Annotated in this window: 16 protein-coding genes; 1 reads left to right on the forward strand and 15 read right to left on the reverse strand. The window is 59.3% G+C overall.

Annotated features, from left to right (window positions below):
* Window positions 1–46 precede the first annotated feature (46 nt).
* The 15 genes from AC06G8_RS17730 to AC06G8_RS17800 all read right to left on the reverse strand — a co-directional run bounded on the left by AC06G8_RS17730 (window position 47) and on the right by AC06G8_RS17800 (window position 15,515).
* Complete coding sequence (locus AC06G8_RS17730; RefSeq protein ID WP_480283439.1) at window positions 47–688, reverse strand: WcaF family extracellular polysaccharide biosynthesis acetyltransferase; 642 nt, start codon at window positions 686–688, stop codon at window positions 47–49.
* Window positions 685–1,905: a glycosyltransferase gene (locus AC06G8_RS17735; protein WP_447663954.1), complete on the reverse strand. Its 1,221-nt coding sequence runs from the start codon at window positions 1,903–1,905 to the stop codon at window positions 685–687. The genes AC06G8_RS17730 and AC06G8_RS17735 overlap by 4 nt, the downstream gene beginning before the upstream one ends.
* 16 nt (window positions 1,906–1,921) lie before the next feature.
* Window positions 1,922–3,070 carry a glycosyltransferase family 4 protein gene (locus AC06G8_RS17740; protein ID WP_447663955.1) on the reverse strand — a complete coding sequence of 383 codons (1,149 nt, stop codon included), beginning with the start codon at window positions 3,068–3,070 and terminating at the stop codon, window positions 1,922–1,924.
* Entirely contained in the window at window positions 3,067–4,464 is a 1,398-nt protein-coding gene (locus AC06G8_RS17745) for a hypothetical protein (RefSeq protein ID WP_480283440.1), read from the reverse strand. The genes AC06G8_RS17740 and AC06G8_RS17745 overlap by 4 nt, the downstream gene beginning before the upstream one ends.
* Before the next feature lie 8 nt (window positions 4,465–4,472).
* Entirely contained in the window at window positions 4,473–5,468 is a 996-nt protein-coding gene (gmd, locus tag AC06G8_RS17750) for a GDP-mannose 4,6-dehydratase (RefSeq protein ID WP_447663957.1), read from the reverse strand.
* A gap of 204 nt (window positions 5,469–5,672) precedes the next feature.
* Window positions 5,673–6,611 (reverse strand): GDP-L-fucose synthase family protein, encoded by a 939-nt coding sequence (locus AC06G8_RS17755; RefSeq protein ID WP_480283441.1) that lies wholly within the window; start codon window positions 6,609–6,611, stop codon window positions 5,673–5,675.
* Window positions 6,612–6,637: 26 nt separating this feature from the next.
* Window positions 6,638–7,309 carry a sugar transferase gene (locus AC06G8_RS17760; RefSeq protein ID WP_076353624.1) on the reverse strand — a complete coding sequence of 224 codons (672 nt, stop codon included), beginning with the start codon at window positions 7,307–7,309 and terminating at the stop codon, window positions 6,638–6,640.
* A gap of 47 nt (window positions 7,310–7,356) precedes the next feature.
* Complete coding sequence (locus tag AC06G8_RS17765) at window positions 7,357–8,316, reverse strand: polysaccharide pyruvyl transferase family protein (protein ID WP_447663959.1); 960 nt, start codon at window positions 8,314–8,316, stop codon at window positions 7,357–7,359.
* On the reverse strand, window positions 8,313–9,722 hold the full coding sequence (locus tag AC06G8_RS17770; RefSeq protein WP_480283442.1) for an oligosaccharide flippase family protein: 1,410 nt from the start codon (window positions 9,720–9,722) through the stop codon (window positions 8,313–8,315). Before AC06G8_RS17770 ends, AC06G8_RS17765 begins: the two co-directional genes overlap by 4 nt.
* A 78-nt stretch (window positions 9,723–9,800) precedes the next feature.
* Window positions 9,801–10,700, reverse strand: coding sequence for a glycosyltransferase family 2 protein (locus AC06G8_RS17775; RefSeq protein WP_480283443.1), 900 nt, complete (start codon window positions 10,698–10,700; stop codon window positions 9,801–9,803).
* 44 nt (window positions 10,701–10,744) lie between these two features.
* Window positions 10,745–11,659, reverse strand: coding sequence for a UTP--glucose-1-phosphate uridylyltransferase GalU (gene galU / locus AC06G8_RS17780; RefSeq protein WP_447663962.1), 915 nt, complete (start codon window positions 11,657–11,659; stop codon window positions 10,745–10,747).
* 867 nt (window positions 11,660–12,526) lie between these two features.
* Window positions 12,527–13,222: a CpsD/CapB family tyrosine-protein kinase gene (locus tag AC06G8_RS17785; RefSeq protein ID WP_447663963.1), complete on the reverse strand. Its 696-nt coding sequence runs from the start codon at window positions 13,220–13,222 to the stop codon at window positions 12,527–12,529.
* The gene (locus AC06G8_RS17790) at window positions 13,203–13,979 is read right to left on the reverse strand and encodes a YveK family protein (protein WP_447663964.1); all 777 of its coding nucleotides are present in this window, start codon (window positions 13,977–13,979) and stop codon (window positions 13,203–13,205) included. The genes AC06G8_RS17785 and AC06G8_RS17790 overlap by 20 nt, the downstream gene beginning before the upstream one ends.
* A 148-nt stretch (window positions 13,980–14,127) precedes the next feature.
* Window positions 14,128–14,529: a hypothetical protein gene (locus AC06G8_RS17795; protein WP_447663965.1), complete on the reverse strand. Its 402-nt coding sequence runs from the start codon at window positions 14,527–14,529 to the stop codon at window positions 14,128–14,130.
* Between the two features lie 551 nt (window positions 14,530–15,080).
* On the reverse strand, window positions 15,081–15,515 hold the full coding sequence (locus AC06G8_RS17800; RefSeq protein WP_447663966.1) for a GtrA family protein: 435 nt from the start codon (window positions 15,513–15,515) through the stop codon (window positions 15,081–15,083).
* A gap of 261 nt (window positions 15,516–15,776) precedes the next feature.
* On the opposite strand from AC06G8_RS17800, the gene AC06G8_RS17805 reads away from it, so the two are divergent.
* Window positions 15,777–16,670, forward strand: a complete 894-nt coding sequence (locus tag AC06G8_RS17805; RefSeq protein ID WP_447663967.1) for a phosphatidylinositol-specific phospholipase C/glycerophosphodiester phosphodiesterase family protein — start codon at window positions 15,777–15,779, stop codon at window positions 16,668–16,670.
* Window positions 16,671–16,793: the final 123 nt, after the last annotated feature.

Genomic DNA, 16,793 nt, shown 5'->3' on the forward strand with positions numbered 1-16,793 from the left:
CGGGCTGGCCGGCGCTGCGGCCGGGCTCCCTGCTTTCTCTGGCCGGCTATCCGGCGCTTCTTCCCGCATAGCCGCTGTTTCTTGGCGGCAGCCCGCTGTCGGCGATGGCCGTGCTGCCCGCAGCGTTGTCCGCAGCTTCCTCCGCGAACCTGCGCTTCACGAATGCGGCCGGCGTGCCGGCATGCACCTCTCCGTCCGGAATGCTCCGGGTTACGGTGCTGCGGGCCGCGGCGACCGCCATCGTGCCGACCGTGACGCCGGGATAGACGAAGACGTCGCTCGCGATCCAGGCTCCGTCGCGGATGACGATCGGCTTGGTGATGAGGCCGAAGCTCTGATCCCCGATGTCATGCGAGCCGGTGCACAGATAGCTGCGCTGAGAGACGACGCAGTGGCTGCCGACCTCGATTTGATCGAGGCTGTAGAACTCGGCGTCGTCGCCGACCCAGGAGCAGTCTCCGATGCTGATCTTCCACGGGTAGGTGAAGCGGGCTGTGGAGCGGATCTGGACGCCGCTGCCGATGCGGGCTCCGAACAGGCGGAGCAGGAACCTTCTCCAGCCGTACATCGGATGCAGCGAATAGCGGAACAGGCTTCCCTGCACGAGCCACCAGAGCAGAACGACGGGACCGCTGCGGCCCCGGGAGTACCAGTCCTGGTTGTACCGATCCAGCCGGATGCGGTTCATCTCGTCATCTCCAGAGCGGCGCCGGCAGAGCGTCCTGCCTTTTGCCGTCCGCTCTTGCCGATCAGCTGCCGGTATTCCTGCTCCAGCTGCACGCCAACCTGGCTCCACTCGTAATATTTCTCCACGAGCTGCTTGCCCTGGCGCCCCATTTCGGCTCCGAGTTCCGGATTGTTCAAAATTTCCGACACCGCCTCCGCTACCTTGCCCGGATCGCATGGAACGGCGCGTCCGGCGCCTTCCTGCACGACCTCGCGCCAAATGTTGACCTTGTCCGAGATGACGACCGGCACTTCGCAGGCCATCGCCTCCACAACCGAGATGCCGAAATTCTCCGTATAAGAAGGGAGGATGAAGACATCCGCATCACGGAGCACGGCAAGCTTGTCCCTGCCGGTCAGCATGCCCGTGAAGATGACGAAGTCGCTCAAGTTCGCCTTGGCCAGCCATTCCTTGACCTTCTGGCCGTAGTTCTCGTCGTCCGGGCCTGTCAGCACCAGCACCGTATCCGGATGGCGGCGATGGATGTCGCGGAAGGCTTCGACCAGGATGTCGAGGCCCTTCTTGAAGTTGATGCGGCTGAAGAACAGCAGCATCTTCTTGCCGTCGAGCAGGCGGTAGCCGCGGCGGAACGATCCTTTCATCGGAAGGTCCGCGTATTCGGAGGTGTTGACGCCGTTCGGAACGACGAAGCCGGAGCTGCCATGGACATAGGGCTTGGCCAGCACCAGCTCCTCCTCCGTCGTGTAGTGGAGGGCGTCGGCGAGTCTAATGTTGCGGTTCTCGAACAGCGTCTCCATGATCCGCTTGCGGCCGCGGTGCCTGGCATGCATGACCGGATCGAGCGTGCCGTGCGGCCGCACGATGTAAGGCACGCCGTGCTTGCGGGCGAAATGCCCTGCGGCCATGCCGTGGAACAGGTACAGCGAATGGATATGGACGATGTCGAACTTCGGAATTTCCTTGTTCAACGCAAGCGCCATCGCCGGCGAGGTTCTCCAGAATTTAGGCTGGATGACCGGGAAATAGCGGATCGTCACCCCGTTTTTGACGACCGGCGTATCCACGGGCACGTCAAGGACGCCGTCGCCGTCCTGGTTCGTCGTGAAGATCGTCACTTCATGTCCTTTGGCCGCCAGCACGGCGGCCATTTCCAGCCCCGCCTTGGCCGGCCCTCCGTAACGGGGGGCCAGATTCGCGATGACATGCAGGATTTTCATCTTTGCTTCCCCCTTTTCAATGAATGGAGCTAGGCAGCCTTCCCGTATCCCGGTCTTGCTGTGGAATCGCAGGCTTGCCCAGCCGGTCCAAAATATCGTGGAGCCGAGCGGTGTAATTGCCGAACGAGAAGTAACCGAGCTCCTCCGGAACCTCGCCTTTTGGCTTGCTCAGCAGCCGCCGGATGCCTAGCTCCACTTCGGATGGAACCGAAGGATTCACCAGGATGCCCAGCTTGCCGCGCATGAGCGCCTCGCTGCTGCCGTCGGCCTTGCTCGCCAGCACGGGAATGCCGCAGGCCATCGCCTCCAGCAGCACAATGCCGAAGCCTTCGCCGTGGCTCGGCATTGCAAAGCCGTCCGCCAGGCGGTAGTGATCCGCCTTTTCTTCCTCCTTGATCATGCCGGTGAACACGACGGCTTCCTCCAGGCCGAGGCTGGCAGCCTTCTGCTCCAGCCGGCCGCGGTCGGCCCCGTCTCCCACGATGAGATATTTCAGCGATGGCTCGTCGCGCAGCAGGGAAGGCATCGCCTCGAGCACTTCGTCGAAGCCCTTGCGGCGCTGCTGGCCTGCGAGCCTCCCGAGCGTCATTACGATGCGATCGGACCGTTGCAGTCCGTATCGGTCGAGAAGCGCCTCAGGGGCCGGTCCCGGCACGAACAGCCCGGGCTCGAAGGAGTTCGGAAGCACGAACGATGGTACGCTCTCGAGGCCTGCCCAGCCTTGGAAGCGGTCCAGCGTCAGCTTGCTCACCGCGATGACTGCATCGACCTGGCGCAGCGAATAGCTCGTTCCCTTGCGGGTAACGGGATCCCATGCGTCGATCCCATGAATGACAAGGGCGAGCTTGGCCCCTGTCAGCTTTTTGGCCAGGACGGCGAACGGCAGCAGATTGATATGGCCGCATACGATGAGATCGCTCCTCCGTGCCCGGCCGATAAGGGAGCGAAGCACGGCGCTCAGATAGCGCCTTTTTCCTCCGAGCCCTTCCGTGACGTAATTCAAGTTGGCCGGGATCGGCTCGGGCGGGAACGGCATCAGCCGCGGAATCGCGGTCGCCTCCCGCAGTCCCGGATACGAGCTGAGCGAGGTCAGCAGATCCCGGTTGAACTTGGCGATGCCGCCATGTCCCCCGTATGCGTCGGACAGCAGCACAAGCGGCTTCATGTAAGACTCTCCTTCATCCGTCCGCTGGAGAGCAGGCTTTCCGTCCCGGAGGACGGATCCTCTTCCGCGAAGGCTTGTTGGTTCCGGCGGGCCAATACGGCCGCCGACAGGGCGAGCAGGAACAAGTACACGAACTGCTCCAGAATGTTGGTCGAGATGCACAGCACGACATTGACGACGAGCAGCACGTACAGCTGCATGGATTGCCCCCTCAGCCTGCGCAGCACGGCCGGCGCCGCCGCGATCGCGGCGGCGGCCAGCAGCGTCAGGACGAACAAGCCGTACTGGGTGAGGATCGAGTTGATGGTGCCGTCCATGATTTTATGCTCCAGATCCACGTCAAGCTGCTTGTTGAGATTCACGCCGCTGTTGGTGCCGTAGCCGATCCCGTCTCCGAACAGCACGACGGAGAATGGATTGTCCGTGAAGAAGCCCGTGACCATGTCGATCCTGCCTCCCTTGACCTGGGCTTCCACGATGCTGCCGCGATCCGCCATCAGCGTCGCGGCCTGGATGCCCGCCGTGAGCACCAGCATGGAGAAGCAGACGACAGCCGGCATCAGCAAGCCTTTCTCCGGAAGCTTGCGCCCGTTGAACGCTTTCTCCACCAGCAGGAAAAACAGGATGAGGAAGCAGCCGATAATGGCCGAACGCGTTCCCGAAATGCCGGCGATGCCCAGGCAGAGCAGCTGAAGCAGCGGAGACAGGCGAAGCATGGTCCTGTCGAGCTGTCCCCTCGCGGTATAGAGGAGAATGGAGCTGCCAAGCGCCATGTAACCCGAGATCGATATGCCGCCGAAGGTTCCGATCAGGCGCAGGGAGAACGGATTGACGACTCCGAACCTTCCCGTGAACAAAACATACTGGGCGATCAGCACCGCGAACTCGATGACGAGCAGCCATGCTGCGCAGCGGCACAGCCTGCGCACGAACGCGGGACGGCCCGCGTAAGCCGCTGCCTTCAAGCAAAACACGATCAGCAGGAGCGACCGCCCTCCCGCAGCGACCTGGTACATATTGAGGCCAGCTTCGCGGAAGACGAGAACGCAAGTGCCGTAAGCGATCAGCAGGAGTATCGGCAAATACCATTTGGCAAGCCGATAACGCTCCCCCTTCCGGGCATCCAGGACGAAGAACGCAGTGGTCATCAGGACCAGAATCACGTCCTTGATATACCGGATGTTCAGTCCGAACAGCGGCTCGTTCATGGAGAATTTGGCGTAGGAAATTCTGGCGTTCAAAATGTCGTTCAGCGCCTCGGGCAGATAAGCCATCGCCGCGAAGATCAGGTACAGCAGGATGCCCCTCTCCATCCACTTGCGTTCCGCCGGCTCCGGAACCCCGCCGTCCAGGACGGCGCCGGAAGCGGCGGCTGCCGGTTGCCTCGTCTTCATGGCAGCCCCTAAGCGTTCACGCTCATGGCATGAAGGTACGCGTTCTCCAGGCCGACCCGCTTGAGGTCCTCATCCACCATCATGGTGATGAGCTGCTTGAAGCCGACCTCCAGCTCCCAGCCGAGCTTCTCCTTCGCCTTCGTGCAGTCGCCGAGCAGCAGGTCGACTTCAGCCGGACGCTCGAATTCGGGATCGATGACGACATAGTCCCGGTAGTCCAGGCCGACATGGGAGAAGGCGACATCCAGCAGCTCCCGCACCGAATGCATCTCGCCGGTAGAGATGACGAAATCATCCGGCTCGTCCTGCTGCAGCATCAGCCACATCGCCTTGACATAGTCGCCGGCGAAGCCCCAGTCTCGGAGCGAATCCAGGTTGCCCATCCGCAGCTCGGCCGCCAGGCCCAGCTTGATGCGGGCAACGCCGTCCGACACTTTGCGGGTGACGAACTCCACGCCCCGGCGCGGCGACTCGTGGTTGAACAGGATGCCGGAGCAGGCGAACATGCCGAAGCTTTCGCGGTAGTTCACGGTGATCCAGTGGCCGTACACCTTGGCTACTCCATATGGGCTGCGCGGATAGAACGGCGTCGTCTCCTTCTGCGGCGTCTCGACGACCTTGCCGAACATCTCGCTGCTGGACGCCTGGTAGAACCGGGCCGACGGCTTCACGATGCGGACCGCCTCCAGCATGTTCGTCACCGCGATCGCGGTCAGGTGCGCGGTGGCAAGGGGCTGCGGCCACGATGCGGCCACGAAGGATTGCGCCGCCAGGTTGTACACCTCGTCGGGATCGGAAGCCCGCACCGCTTCGATCAGCGAAGCCAGATCCGTCAAGTCGCCCGACAGCCACGTGATGCTGTTCTTGATCCGCTCCACGTTCTCGTAATTGGGCGTGCTCGTGCGGCGGCGCATGCCGTACACCTTGTAGCCCTTGGACAGCAGCAATTCCGCCAGGTACGATCCGTCTTGACCGGTTACTCCTGTAATTAGCGCTCTCTTCATCTTCCGCATCCCCCAATAGTTTGTTAGATTAAGCCGTCCATTCCGGACGACGACAGTACGGTTCATGTCTGCTGGTTCGCTCCGCCATGCGCTTCTCTCGCGCTTCTGTGCGGCGGAGGCGCTGCTTCCACTCCCGGTTGATCAAACTCTCTGGCCGCCAAGCTCCCGGATCCGCGGCGGCCGTGCGGCAGGGCGCCTCGGAGGTCAGCCCAGCGCCGGTTCCGCTTGGCGGTAAGCGGCATAGACCTTGCGGATGCCTTCCCGCAGCGGCGTTCCCGCCCTCCAGCCGAGGCCGTTGATGCGGCCGGTGTCGACCAGCTTGCGCGGCGTCCCGTCCGGCCGCGAGGAGTTGAAGGCAAGCCGGCCTTCAAAACCGACGACCGAAGCGATCATCTCCGCCAGCTCGCGGATGCTGATGTCGTCCCCGACGCCGACGTTCACGATGTCGTCGCCTTCGTAATTCTCCATCAGGAAGATGCAGGCGTCGGCGAGATCGTCCGAATGGAGGAATTCCCGGCGCGGCGTACCCGTTCCCCAGATCTCCACCTCCGCAGAGCCCGTCTCCTTCGCCTCATGGATTTTGCGCAGCAAGGCCGGAAGCACATGCGACGTTTCGAGGTCGAAGTTGTCGTTCGGCCCGTACAGATTGGTCGGCATCGCGGAAATGAATTTCGTGCCGTACTGGCGGTTGTACGCCTGGCACATCTTGATGCCGGCGATCTTGGCGATCGCGTAAGCCTCGTTCGTCGGCTCCAGATCGCCGCGCAGCAGGCTGTCCTCCTGAAGCGGCTGAGGCGCCAGCTTCGGATAGATGCAGGTCGAGCCGAGGAACAGCAGCTTCTTGATGCCATGCCTGCGCGAAGCCTCGATGACATTCGTCTGGATCATCAGGTTGTCGCGGATGAAGTCCCCGCAAAAATCGTTGTTGGCGACGATGCCGCCGACCTTGGCTGCGGCGAGAAACACATAATCGATCGCCTGGCTGCCGAAGAAGGCTTCCACTTGAATCGGATCGCGGAGATCGAGCTCGCGGCTCGTGCGGCCGATCAGATTGCGGTAGCCCTTCGCTTCCAGAGCCCGCCAGATGGCGGATCCCGCCAGGCCGCGATGGCCCGCTACGTATATCGCTGCTTGCTTGTCCATATCCGTTCTCCTCCAGTAGGGGTTGTTTAGAAAGCGTCCTTGCTGCCCGCCAGCACCTTCACCGTCCGCAGCAGAATCCGGAAATCCATGCCGAGCGAGCGTTCCCGCACATAGCGCAGGTCCAGCTCCACCATCTGCTCGAAGCTCAGGCTGCTGCGTCCGCTGACCTGCCACAGGCCGGTGCAGCCGGGCGTGACGTCCAGGCGCTGCCGGTCATACGGCGTATATTCCGCCACCTCGCGCGGCAGCGGCGGCCTTGGGCCGACGAGGGACATGTTCCCGAGCAGCACGTTCACCAGCTGGGGAAGCTCGTCGATGCTCGTCTTGCGGATGAAGCGGCCGACGCGGGTGACGCGGGGATCGTTCTTCATCTTGAACATCGCCCCCTGCACCTCGTTCTGCGCCATCAGCTCCTTCAGCTTCTCTTCCGCATTCGATACCATGGAGCGGAACTTGTACATGCGGAACGGCTTGCCGTCCTTGCCGACGCGGGTCTGGTAGAAGAACACCGTGCCGCGAGGATCCTCCAGTTTGATCAGCAGCCCGATCAGGACGAATACCGGGCTCAGCAGCAGCAGGCCGGCCAGCGAGCAGCCGATGTCGACCGACCGCTTAAGCTGCTCGTAGATCGCCAGCTGCCGCGCTTGCGCCGGACAGCCCCCGCCGACCGCTTCCTCGCTTCTGTCGTGAAATGCCAAGTGAAATCATCCTCCGCTCATTTGGATTAAGGCTGCCGAAGACGCTTTTAGTTGGCCAGGGTTTCCGCCGACAGCTCGGCTCCGGGCACCCGATTCGTCCAGGCATTGTAATAGCTCGTATTTTTGCCGTAGGAATTGTCGAGCAGGACGCTCGGCTTGTCCATCAGGCAGGCGAGAATATGGCCGTGCAGCCTTGAAGTGACGATGCTGCCGTAGGCGCCGAATTCGCGGATCGCCTTGTTCACGAGGAACTGGGAGTACCGGTACCAGATCCGCTGCAGCGGCCCCCGCGCTCCGGGAAGACGGTAGAGCTTCATCATGACGACAAGCGCCTTGCGCTCAGCCGCCGTATAGAGGCTTGTCCAGTCTTTGGCCGCGCTGCTTGCTCCTCCCGACCGCTCAAGCCGCTCCTGATGAGGCGTCTTCTCGATGTCGTTCCGGAGAAAGAACAGCGTCTCGCCGGCAGGAGGCGAAGATGAGGCGATCGGATAGAGCTGGTGGGCCATGTCCGGTGACATGAACACCTTGATGTTTTTGAACTTCTTGCGGGCCATCTCGTAGCTGAGCGTGTCCCGCACGTACAGATGCAGGTCCCGGTGCCGGTTGAACACGGCCGCGGTCCGGCCGAAGTTCAGCTCGCTCTTGTAGAAGATCGTCTGCGGCAGCATGACGATCCGGTGTCCCGGGTACTGCTCCACGATTTTTTCCCGCAGCAGCTGATGCTTCGTATAGAGATCCCCGAAGTTGCCTCCTCCGTGCAGCACGAGAATGCAGCTCGGCGGAACCTTGAGCCCGTCCGGGAAGTCGAGCACGCTGTAGCGGGCGCGGACGCGGATGCCGTAAGCTTTGAAGAACGCCTCGGTGCCCTTCATGATGAGGATGTCCCCGCCGTTGCTGTGCACGGGATAGTCGATATAGATGATTTCAGAGCCTTTCGGGATGCTTCTCGTAATAAGCGAGAGCCGCTCCTTCAGCTGCTCCATCGAATAGGATTCAAGCTTGTTCATGCCTTCCTCGTTCCTCCTCCGGCGGCCGCAGCCGCCATTCTTCTTGACTGGATCCGGTTCAGGAGGAACCGGAAGTCCTCGCGGTCGTACAGGATGCGGCGCAGAGGAACGCCGAACAGCAGCCGCATCGAGGCGATGGACACCGCCATGCGGATCAGCGCCCCGCAGAGCAGCGCCAGCGCAAGTCCCTCAAGCCCCATCAGCGGCGTCAGGACGAAGAACAGCGCCACCGTTGCCGCAAGAGCGATGATCTGGCGGATCAGCACCATCCCGGGACGGCCCATCGCATTGAAAGCCGAGGCGAGAATCCACGATCCCCCGCCGATGATGCATTCGATCGACAGCAGATAGAACGTTCCGCTCGCTTCCAGGAATACGGGGCCGAATACAAGCCCGATCAGCCGACTTCCGATCAGCATCGCGGGCACGACTGCTGCCAGCATCAGCAGCATCGACAGCCGGAACGCCCGGCTGACGGTGGAGATGACCGCTTCCCGGCTCTCGCCCGTTACTTTGGGAAACACAACGCTCGTAATCGCCGTCTGCACGACGTTGAACATCCGGGAGAGGGCGTATACGACCGAGTACAGCCCGAAATCCCGGGGCGTGAGCAGCGAGAGGATGATGAGCTTGTCGAATTGGCCGTACAGCGTGCCGAGCAGGTCCGTGCCGAACACCCGGCTGCCGTACGACAGCAGCGGAGCGGCGACTTTCCGGTTCCACGCCTGTCTCCAGCTCATCGCGGCGAATTCGCGGCGCATGCCCATCGCAGCCAGCGCGATGACGGCCGCCGTCGTGACGAGATAGACGATGACGGCCGAAGGCACCGTCAGCCTGCCTGCCGCCCACAGGCCGGCGAGCCCGCCCAGATTGAGCAGCGGCACATACAGCCGAATGCCGTTGTACACCTGGAAGCGGCCCGCGCTTTGCGCCGCGGCCGCGATCAGATTGACGGCCAGCGCCATCGGCACGGCGATCACCGTGTACAGCCTGGCGGAAGCGACCGCTTCCGGGCTGTATCCGTCCATCCAATGGGGAAGGCCGATCCAGGCGACCGCTCCGGTAATGAGGCTCGCCGGCAGGAGCACCGCCAGACTGACTGCCAGGCTGCCCGCCATCGATGCGCCTCGCTTGACCTGATAGATCAGCGCTGTCGGCAAGCCGAAGCCGGTCAGCCCCGCCAGAAAGGAGGGCCAGAACAGGATGGCGGCCAGCTCCCCTTTCCCGGTCACCCCGAACATCCGGGCAGTCAGGATCGAGGTCAGCGTGCCGAGCAGCATGATCAGCATGTTCGTGCCGCTCGTCCTGGCGATCGTCGCCGCTATTCCTTTGCCTCTCAGTTGGCGCACCGCCTTGGCCAACCTTCCGTTCGGGGCGGGAGCCTCCTCGGCAACACCCGCGCTCACAGATCGACGCCTCTCTTTTTTTTCATTTTATTATTCATAACGCGACCTCCAGGGTAAAAAAAGAGAGTGCCTCTCCGATTACTTGTACAATCCGAGGCAGCCGGCGATATAGCCATTGCTGTACTGGATGCGGCGCAGCTGGACGATCGCTTTCCGGCGATCAGCCAAGGCGAACGGCAGCAGCAGCGCCGAGACCGGCACCTTCACCGCCTGCTTCAGGAGATATCCGGGGCCGCGCTGCTTGCGGGCGGCATCGCTTATGCCCTGCCAGTACACCCGGCGCAGAAACCATTTGCGGCTGATGCGGCTTTTGGCGATTTTATGGTCGACGACGGCATGCGGGGTGTAGCACACCTTATGCGTCGCCCGGATCCGGTCGATGAGCTCGCTCTCCTCGCTCGACAGCAGATTGCTGCCGACACGGCCGAGATCCTCGCGGAACGGGGCATGGCGCTTGAATACGTCCGCCCGGAACGCGACGTTCGCCCCGAATGGAATCCGCGGAGCTTCCATCTCCGTGACGCCCGGCGCGTAATCCAGCACCGTGTACAGAGTTTTGAACATGTCCGGAAGCCATTCCGGCTCGCCGCCTTCCCATACCGGATCGATCTTGCCGCCCACGCATCCGATGCCGGCATCCCGCTCGAATACGTCGATGATCGCTCCCATCCAGCCGGGCTTCGCCACGGCGTCGTCGTCCAGGAAGAGGATGTATTGACCTCTCGCTTCCCTGATCGCCCGGTTCCTCGCCGCCGACAAGCCGAGCGTCTCCTCCCGTACGCAGCGCACCCGCTCCGGTCCGACGCCAGGCATGCGCTGCAGCTCGAGCATCGTCTCCCAGGTGCCGTCCGTCGACTTGTTGTCCACGACGAGCACCTCGTACTGCGAGGAATCGAACTGCTGCCCCAGCACGCTCCATACCGCTTCCTTCGTGTCTGCGGCGCGGTTATGCGTACAGATTGCGACCGTTACCTTCATGCTCCCAACTCCGTTTCCGTATGTTCCTCCAGCTCCCGGGCAGCTTATTCGCCGCGTGCCGCCAGCAGCCCCCTGCCCAGCTCCCGCTCCAGCATCTCGCCCATCTCGGTGAGCAGCGGATGGCGAAGCTCAGGGTTGCGCATTGCGAACTCAAGCGTCGTGAGAATAAACCCGAGCTTCTCGCCGACATCATAACGGATCCCCTCGAAATCATAGGCATACACGCCCTGATGCTCGTTGAGCCGCTGGATCGCGTCCGTGAGCTGGATTTCTCCACCCGCTCCTGTCTCATGCCTGCCGAGGAATTCGAAAATTTCCGGCGTCAGCACATATCGGCCCATGATGGCCAGATTGGACGGCGCTTCTCCCGGAGCCGGCTTTTCCACGAACCGGTTGACGCCATGCAGCCTGCTGAGCGGGTGATCCAGATTGCCGATCGGATCCACGATGCCGTAGCGATGCGTCTGCTCGACGCCTACGGTCTGGACCCCGATGACCGATTTGCCGGTCTGTTCATACTGCTCGATCAGTTGCCGCGTGCAAGGCACATCCGACTGCACGATGTCGTCCCCGAGCAGAACCGCGAACGGCTCGTCGCCGATGAAGTTGCGGGCGCACCAGACCGCATGGCCAAGCCCCTTGGCTTCTTTTTGGCGGATATAGTGGATCTCTACGTTGGATGAGCGGCGGACCTTCTCCAGAATGTCCAGCTTGCCTTTCTCCTGAAGCGTATGCTCCAATTCGAAAGCGATGTCGAAGTGGTCCTCGATCGCCCGCTTGCCCTTGCCGGTGACGACGATAATGTCCTCGATGCCGGACTCGATCGCCTCCTCGACGATGTACTGGATCGTCGGCTTGTCTACGATCGGGAGCATTTCCTTCGGCATCGCTTTGGTTGCCGGCAAAAATCGCGTTCCTAGGCCGGCGGCGGGAATAATCGCTTTTCTCACTTTTTGCATGACGCTCACCCTATCTATTTGGAATGGTTTCGTTTGCTCGAATACTCGCAGGCGGATGGCCTTTCCGGATCATTGCAGCAAATCCGCTGCAGGTACGGATCATTCTTCCTTGTTCAGCAAACCCCCGCTGCAGGTACGGATCATTCTTCCTTGTTCAGCAAATCCGCTGCAGGTACGGATCATTCTTCCTTGTTCAGCAAATCCGCTGTAGGTACGGATCGTTCTTCCTAGTTCAGCAAATCCGCTGCAGGTACGGATCATTCTTCCGATCGCTGTTGAAGCCCGGATTCCTTGAACTTATTCCCTTTGGGGGAATCCGGTCTTCAAAGGCGAACGCTCTCGCTTCTCCAGAACGATTCCGTCCCTTCCGCTATCAGCTGTCACAAAAACCTACACATCGTTCTTCCGCTGTCAGCTGTCACAAAAACCTACACATCGTTCTTCCGCTATCAGCTGTCACAAAAACCTACGCATCGTTCTTCCGCCATCAGATGGCCATTCCGCCTTTTCATTTCCTCGCTTGAAGCACCTGATTTGCTCGCGACACTCGCCATTCGCCGAAACAAGTTTATATCCGCCGTGCTCGTTTCTCGCACAACTCCATTTCTCAAAGGCACCGGTGAAACCTCACCGGAAAAATCTCCAAACCAACACAGGGGGCATCCAACCCCGCCTCACGTCATGCCCTCGACGATGAACGTCTAAGGCCGCTGGCCCACAGCATGACCGAGTGCCTCCGGTGATAGAGGTGCAGGAGACATTACCTTGGCTTGATTACGGACCGCCTCGACCGGCTTGCCGGCCAGTCCTCATGGCTGATGGCGGTTCAAATTCCGCTTGCGGGAAAAATCCGTCCATCCTCCGTGCTCAAGCCTGCTCCTCGCTGCCGTAGTAGTAATAGTAGTAGCCGCCGTTCGCATCCCGGTCGACATTGTTGAGAACGACTCCGAGCATCCGCGACCCGGCATTTTCAAGCGTTTCCTTCGCTTTGCGCGCCGTATCGCTCTTGACCTTGCCGGAATCGATGACGAGCACGACGCCGTCGCATTTGCCGGCTACAATATGGGCATCCGTCACAGCAAGGATCGGAGGCGTGTCGACGATGACCCGGTCGTACTGCTCCTTGGCCAGCTCCAGCAGCGCGGCCATCGCTCTCGACCCGAGCATCTCCGAAGGGTTGGGCGGAGTCGGGCCCGCTGTCAAAATATCGAGATTGTCCACTTCAGAAGCTTGAACCCCCTGCTCGAGCGTGCTGCGTCCTTGCAGCACTCCGGTGAGTCCTCCCCGGTTGCTGAGAGCAAAGATATGATGCTGAGAAGGTTTCCGCATATCCGCATCGATCAGCAGCACTTTTTGCCCCGCCTGGGCAAAGGTGACGGCCATGTTGGCCGAAGTCGTGCTTTTGCCTTCTCCTGCCCGGCAAGAGGTGACCATCAGCAGGTCGACAGGATCGTCGACTCCGGCGTAGTCCACCCCGGTACGCAGCATCCGGTAAGATTCCGAGATCGGCGACTTCGGATTGCTGGCTGTTATCAGAGTCCAGTTACGCGTCAAGCGAGACATTGCTTTTCCTCCCCACATGGCCGGAAGCCGGTATCGTTCCCGTATTGTTCAGATTGCTGCCGCCCTTGGCCGTCGCCTCCCTCTCCTTGAACTTCGGGATCGCTGTAAGCACAGGCAGTCCAAGGACATCGCGGACATCTTCTTCGGACTTGATCGTGTCGTCAAGATATTCAAGCAGGAAGGCCAGCCCCAGACCCGCCAGCAGCGAAAGCGCGAACGCCGTGACGATATTGAGCTTGGCGTTCGGAGCGACCGGCGCGGCCCCGGCGGCAGGATCGGCTTGATTCAGAATCGAGACGTTGTCGACCTGCAGCAGTTTGGGTATTTCCTTGGAGAAGACGAGCGAGACGGCATTCACAATATTCGCTGCCCCGGCGAACGACTCGTCTCTGGCGGTAACCGACATGACCTGGGTGTCGTTGACCGATGTCACCGTCACCTTCCCGGCCAGCTCGCCGGCGCTTTGGTGGAGCTGCGGATACTCTTCGGCGACGATCTGCATGATGCGCGGCGTCTTGATGATTTCCTTGTAGGTCTTGATCAGCTGGATATTGCTGTTGATCATGCTGAGGTCGATGCTGGACATCAAACCGCCGCCGTCCTTGACCTGTCCGACGAGCAGCTTGGCCGAAGCCTCGTATTGGGGTTTGGCGTACCAATAGGAGTAGGTTGCGGCCAGCGAGCAGCTCACGATGACGATGGCTGCGATCAGCCATAGCCGCTTGCGGATGATGTAGGCATAATGTTTGATTTCCAAGATGTTCCCTCCAGTAAAAAATGGTTGAAAATACGAGAACAGGCTCCTATTCGAATTATTAATTTTCTTTAATTATTCAATTCGAGAACTTTTGAAGAAAAAAAAGAGCGGATTGCCTATTCGCTTTCCTCTATCTTTTGCCGGCTTGTTAACTTCTCTCCAGGAAATCATCCAGGCTTCCGCCGTGGAGGATATGCTCCATCAGATCCTCGAAGCTTTTATCGATGCCCTTCTTGTCCAGAAGAAGCGTCAGAAGCTCGGCCAGATCGATCCGCGGTTTCTGGTTGCACGGCTCATATCGGTTCTTCTTGTAATCGAACACGAATTCACGGCGGAGCGGATATTCCGTTACATACAGCAGCTCGGCAAGCGAATCGGCGTTATTGGCGGAGCCGAGGCTTTCATCCTCCGCGAGTACTTGAAGGAATTGGCGCAATTTCAGCTTTTTCTGCTCCATCTCCATAAATGCCTGCAGGCTCTCCCTTGTTCTCTGGATTTGCTCGTTCAGTCCCTCATATTCCGTGACAAGCGATAGTTTGCGGACCGCCATCCCGTTGTCCCTCCCTATATCGTCGCTTCCATTGATGCTCGCCATGCGTGGATGATAATCGCGTCTGTTGTCGGATGTAAGCTTCAGCATTCGGTATTTTCAGACACGGGCTGCCAGGGGATTGCAGTCAGCCTCACAGCAGATTCGCTGCTATTCAGCTTGTTGGTTCGATTATGACACAGTTCGTCGCAAAAGCTAGAGGGAAGAAAGATGTGTTTGGATTAGTCTTTCCTGTTCATTTTCAGTCCTGTTTTCAAGTACCCTGCTCCTAGTTTTCATGGTATGGATGGTAGAAATATTCAGACTTGTTTACGTTTTCATGTAAATGTATGCGTTATCGTCATCATCTATGGAAGCTTCCGTATGGCTTCCATGAAGCAGACTATTGTCGCAGGCGCGCCCATGTCCCTGAATGAACAAAAAACCGCTCTCTTGAGCGGTTTTCCTGTTCTTTGTTCTGTTGTTTCTTGTTTCGGCGCCCCCGCAGCAGTCCTACAACAGCTGACCGCATTCAGGGACTTAGGAACGAGAGAGCGAAATGATGATGCCGTTCAAGGTTTTTCCAGACCCGATTCGACAGAATTCGAGACTTTGGTCACATCCGGAGAAACTTCCTTGACGCGAAATACCCAATATTTATTGGCGGCAAATCCGGCTCCGGTCGCAACGACGACGGCAATTCCTTTCGCAATGAGTGTATTCCATCCCAATCCGCCGTGGAAAACAGCCAATACAGCAGTCGAAATTCCGAATGTGAACAGGTTCACGGTCAAAAACCGGAGCCATTCGCCTTTGCGTCCCGGTTCCGAGCTTCTGAACGTCCAGCTCCGGTTGACCAGATAGCTGTTGATTGTCGCGACCGCGTAGCTGATCGTCTGCGCGATCAAATAGTGGACTCCAAAAACCGCGTTCAGAAGGCCGAAAATCGCATAATCCAGAACCGTATTCAATACGCCGGTCAACGCGTATTTCATCAACATTCCCATCGTAATCCTTCCAATCCTTGAACGTCTCTATCGAAGCAGGCGATGACAACCGATTCAAGAGATGACCTCTTCAACCAAAAGGGCATTTCTCCCATATGTTATGGAATGCCTGTCATAGAGAAGGTATAGTGATACCTAGAAGAGTATCCCATGTATCTTTATCCAGTCAAGTCAAGATGTATTTCATCCGCTCCTTGATCGGGTAATGAATGGACTCAGGCATAGCTTTAGCGGAAACCATCCGAAAGAGGTGTCGTCAGCATGAAGAAATGGACATCCTTTATTATTCTTTCCATCTCCGTTCTGATCGTTGCAGCCCCCTTGTACTCCGGCGCCAAATCCGCTTTCGTTGCCGGACGGGACCCGGCCCCTGCCTGGACCAATGAAACTTTGGCCGCTCATGCGCTGGGCTCGGTGGACAACCATTTCTATACGAATTCGTATGAAGCCTTCCAACAGAATTACGATAAGGGCTACCGGCTTTTCGAGGTCGACTTGCAGCTTACGACAGACGGATATCTGATCAGCCGTCACGACTGGGGCTCCTATCTCTACGACCGCTTCCGCCAGGAGCTGCCCCGCCCGGAAATGGGCAAGCCGACAAGCCGTAAAACGATCCTCGATCTGCCTATCTTGGAGCGCTACCATGCGATGAGCTTCGAGCAGATCTGCGATCTCATGCGCAAGCATCCCGATATGTGGATCATTACCGATACGAAGGGCTCCACGGCCGAGGAAGCCCAGGCATCGTTCCGAGCTTTGATGAGAGCATCCGGGTCCGATACCGAAGTATTGAGCCGAATCATTCCCCAGATCTACAGCCAGGAAATGTACGGCTGGATCGAACAGGTTCATTCCTTCTCTTCCTATATATATACGCTTTATCAATCTCCCGATTCGGATAACCAAGTGCTTGACTTCGTCCGACGGACGGAATCCATCGATGCCGTCACGATGCCGGAGGAGCGTGCCGGCAAATCCGTCAAGCTGGTTCAGCAGCTCGCAACGCTCCAGGTTCCGGTGTATGTACACACCGTCAATGATCTCGAAGCGATTCGTTCGCTCCTTGCCACCGGCGTTCATGGCGTATACAGCGATTCCATGACCTATGCCCGCATGGCTGCAGCCGGCATCTCCGTCCCGAAGGTCAAGTAACGCCTTCTCGACAGAAATCTGTCAGATTACCGGGGAAAAGATATGTCCGCTTCCTCGCGTTTGCAGGCAGGAATGCGCAAGCGCATGAAGAACGTTTATCACGGAACCTTTTTAGCCATGAAA

The organism is Paenibacillus sp. SJS-P3 (assembly GCF_056711585.1).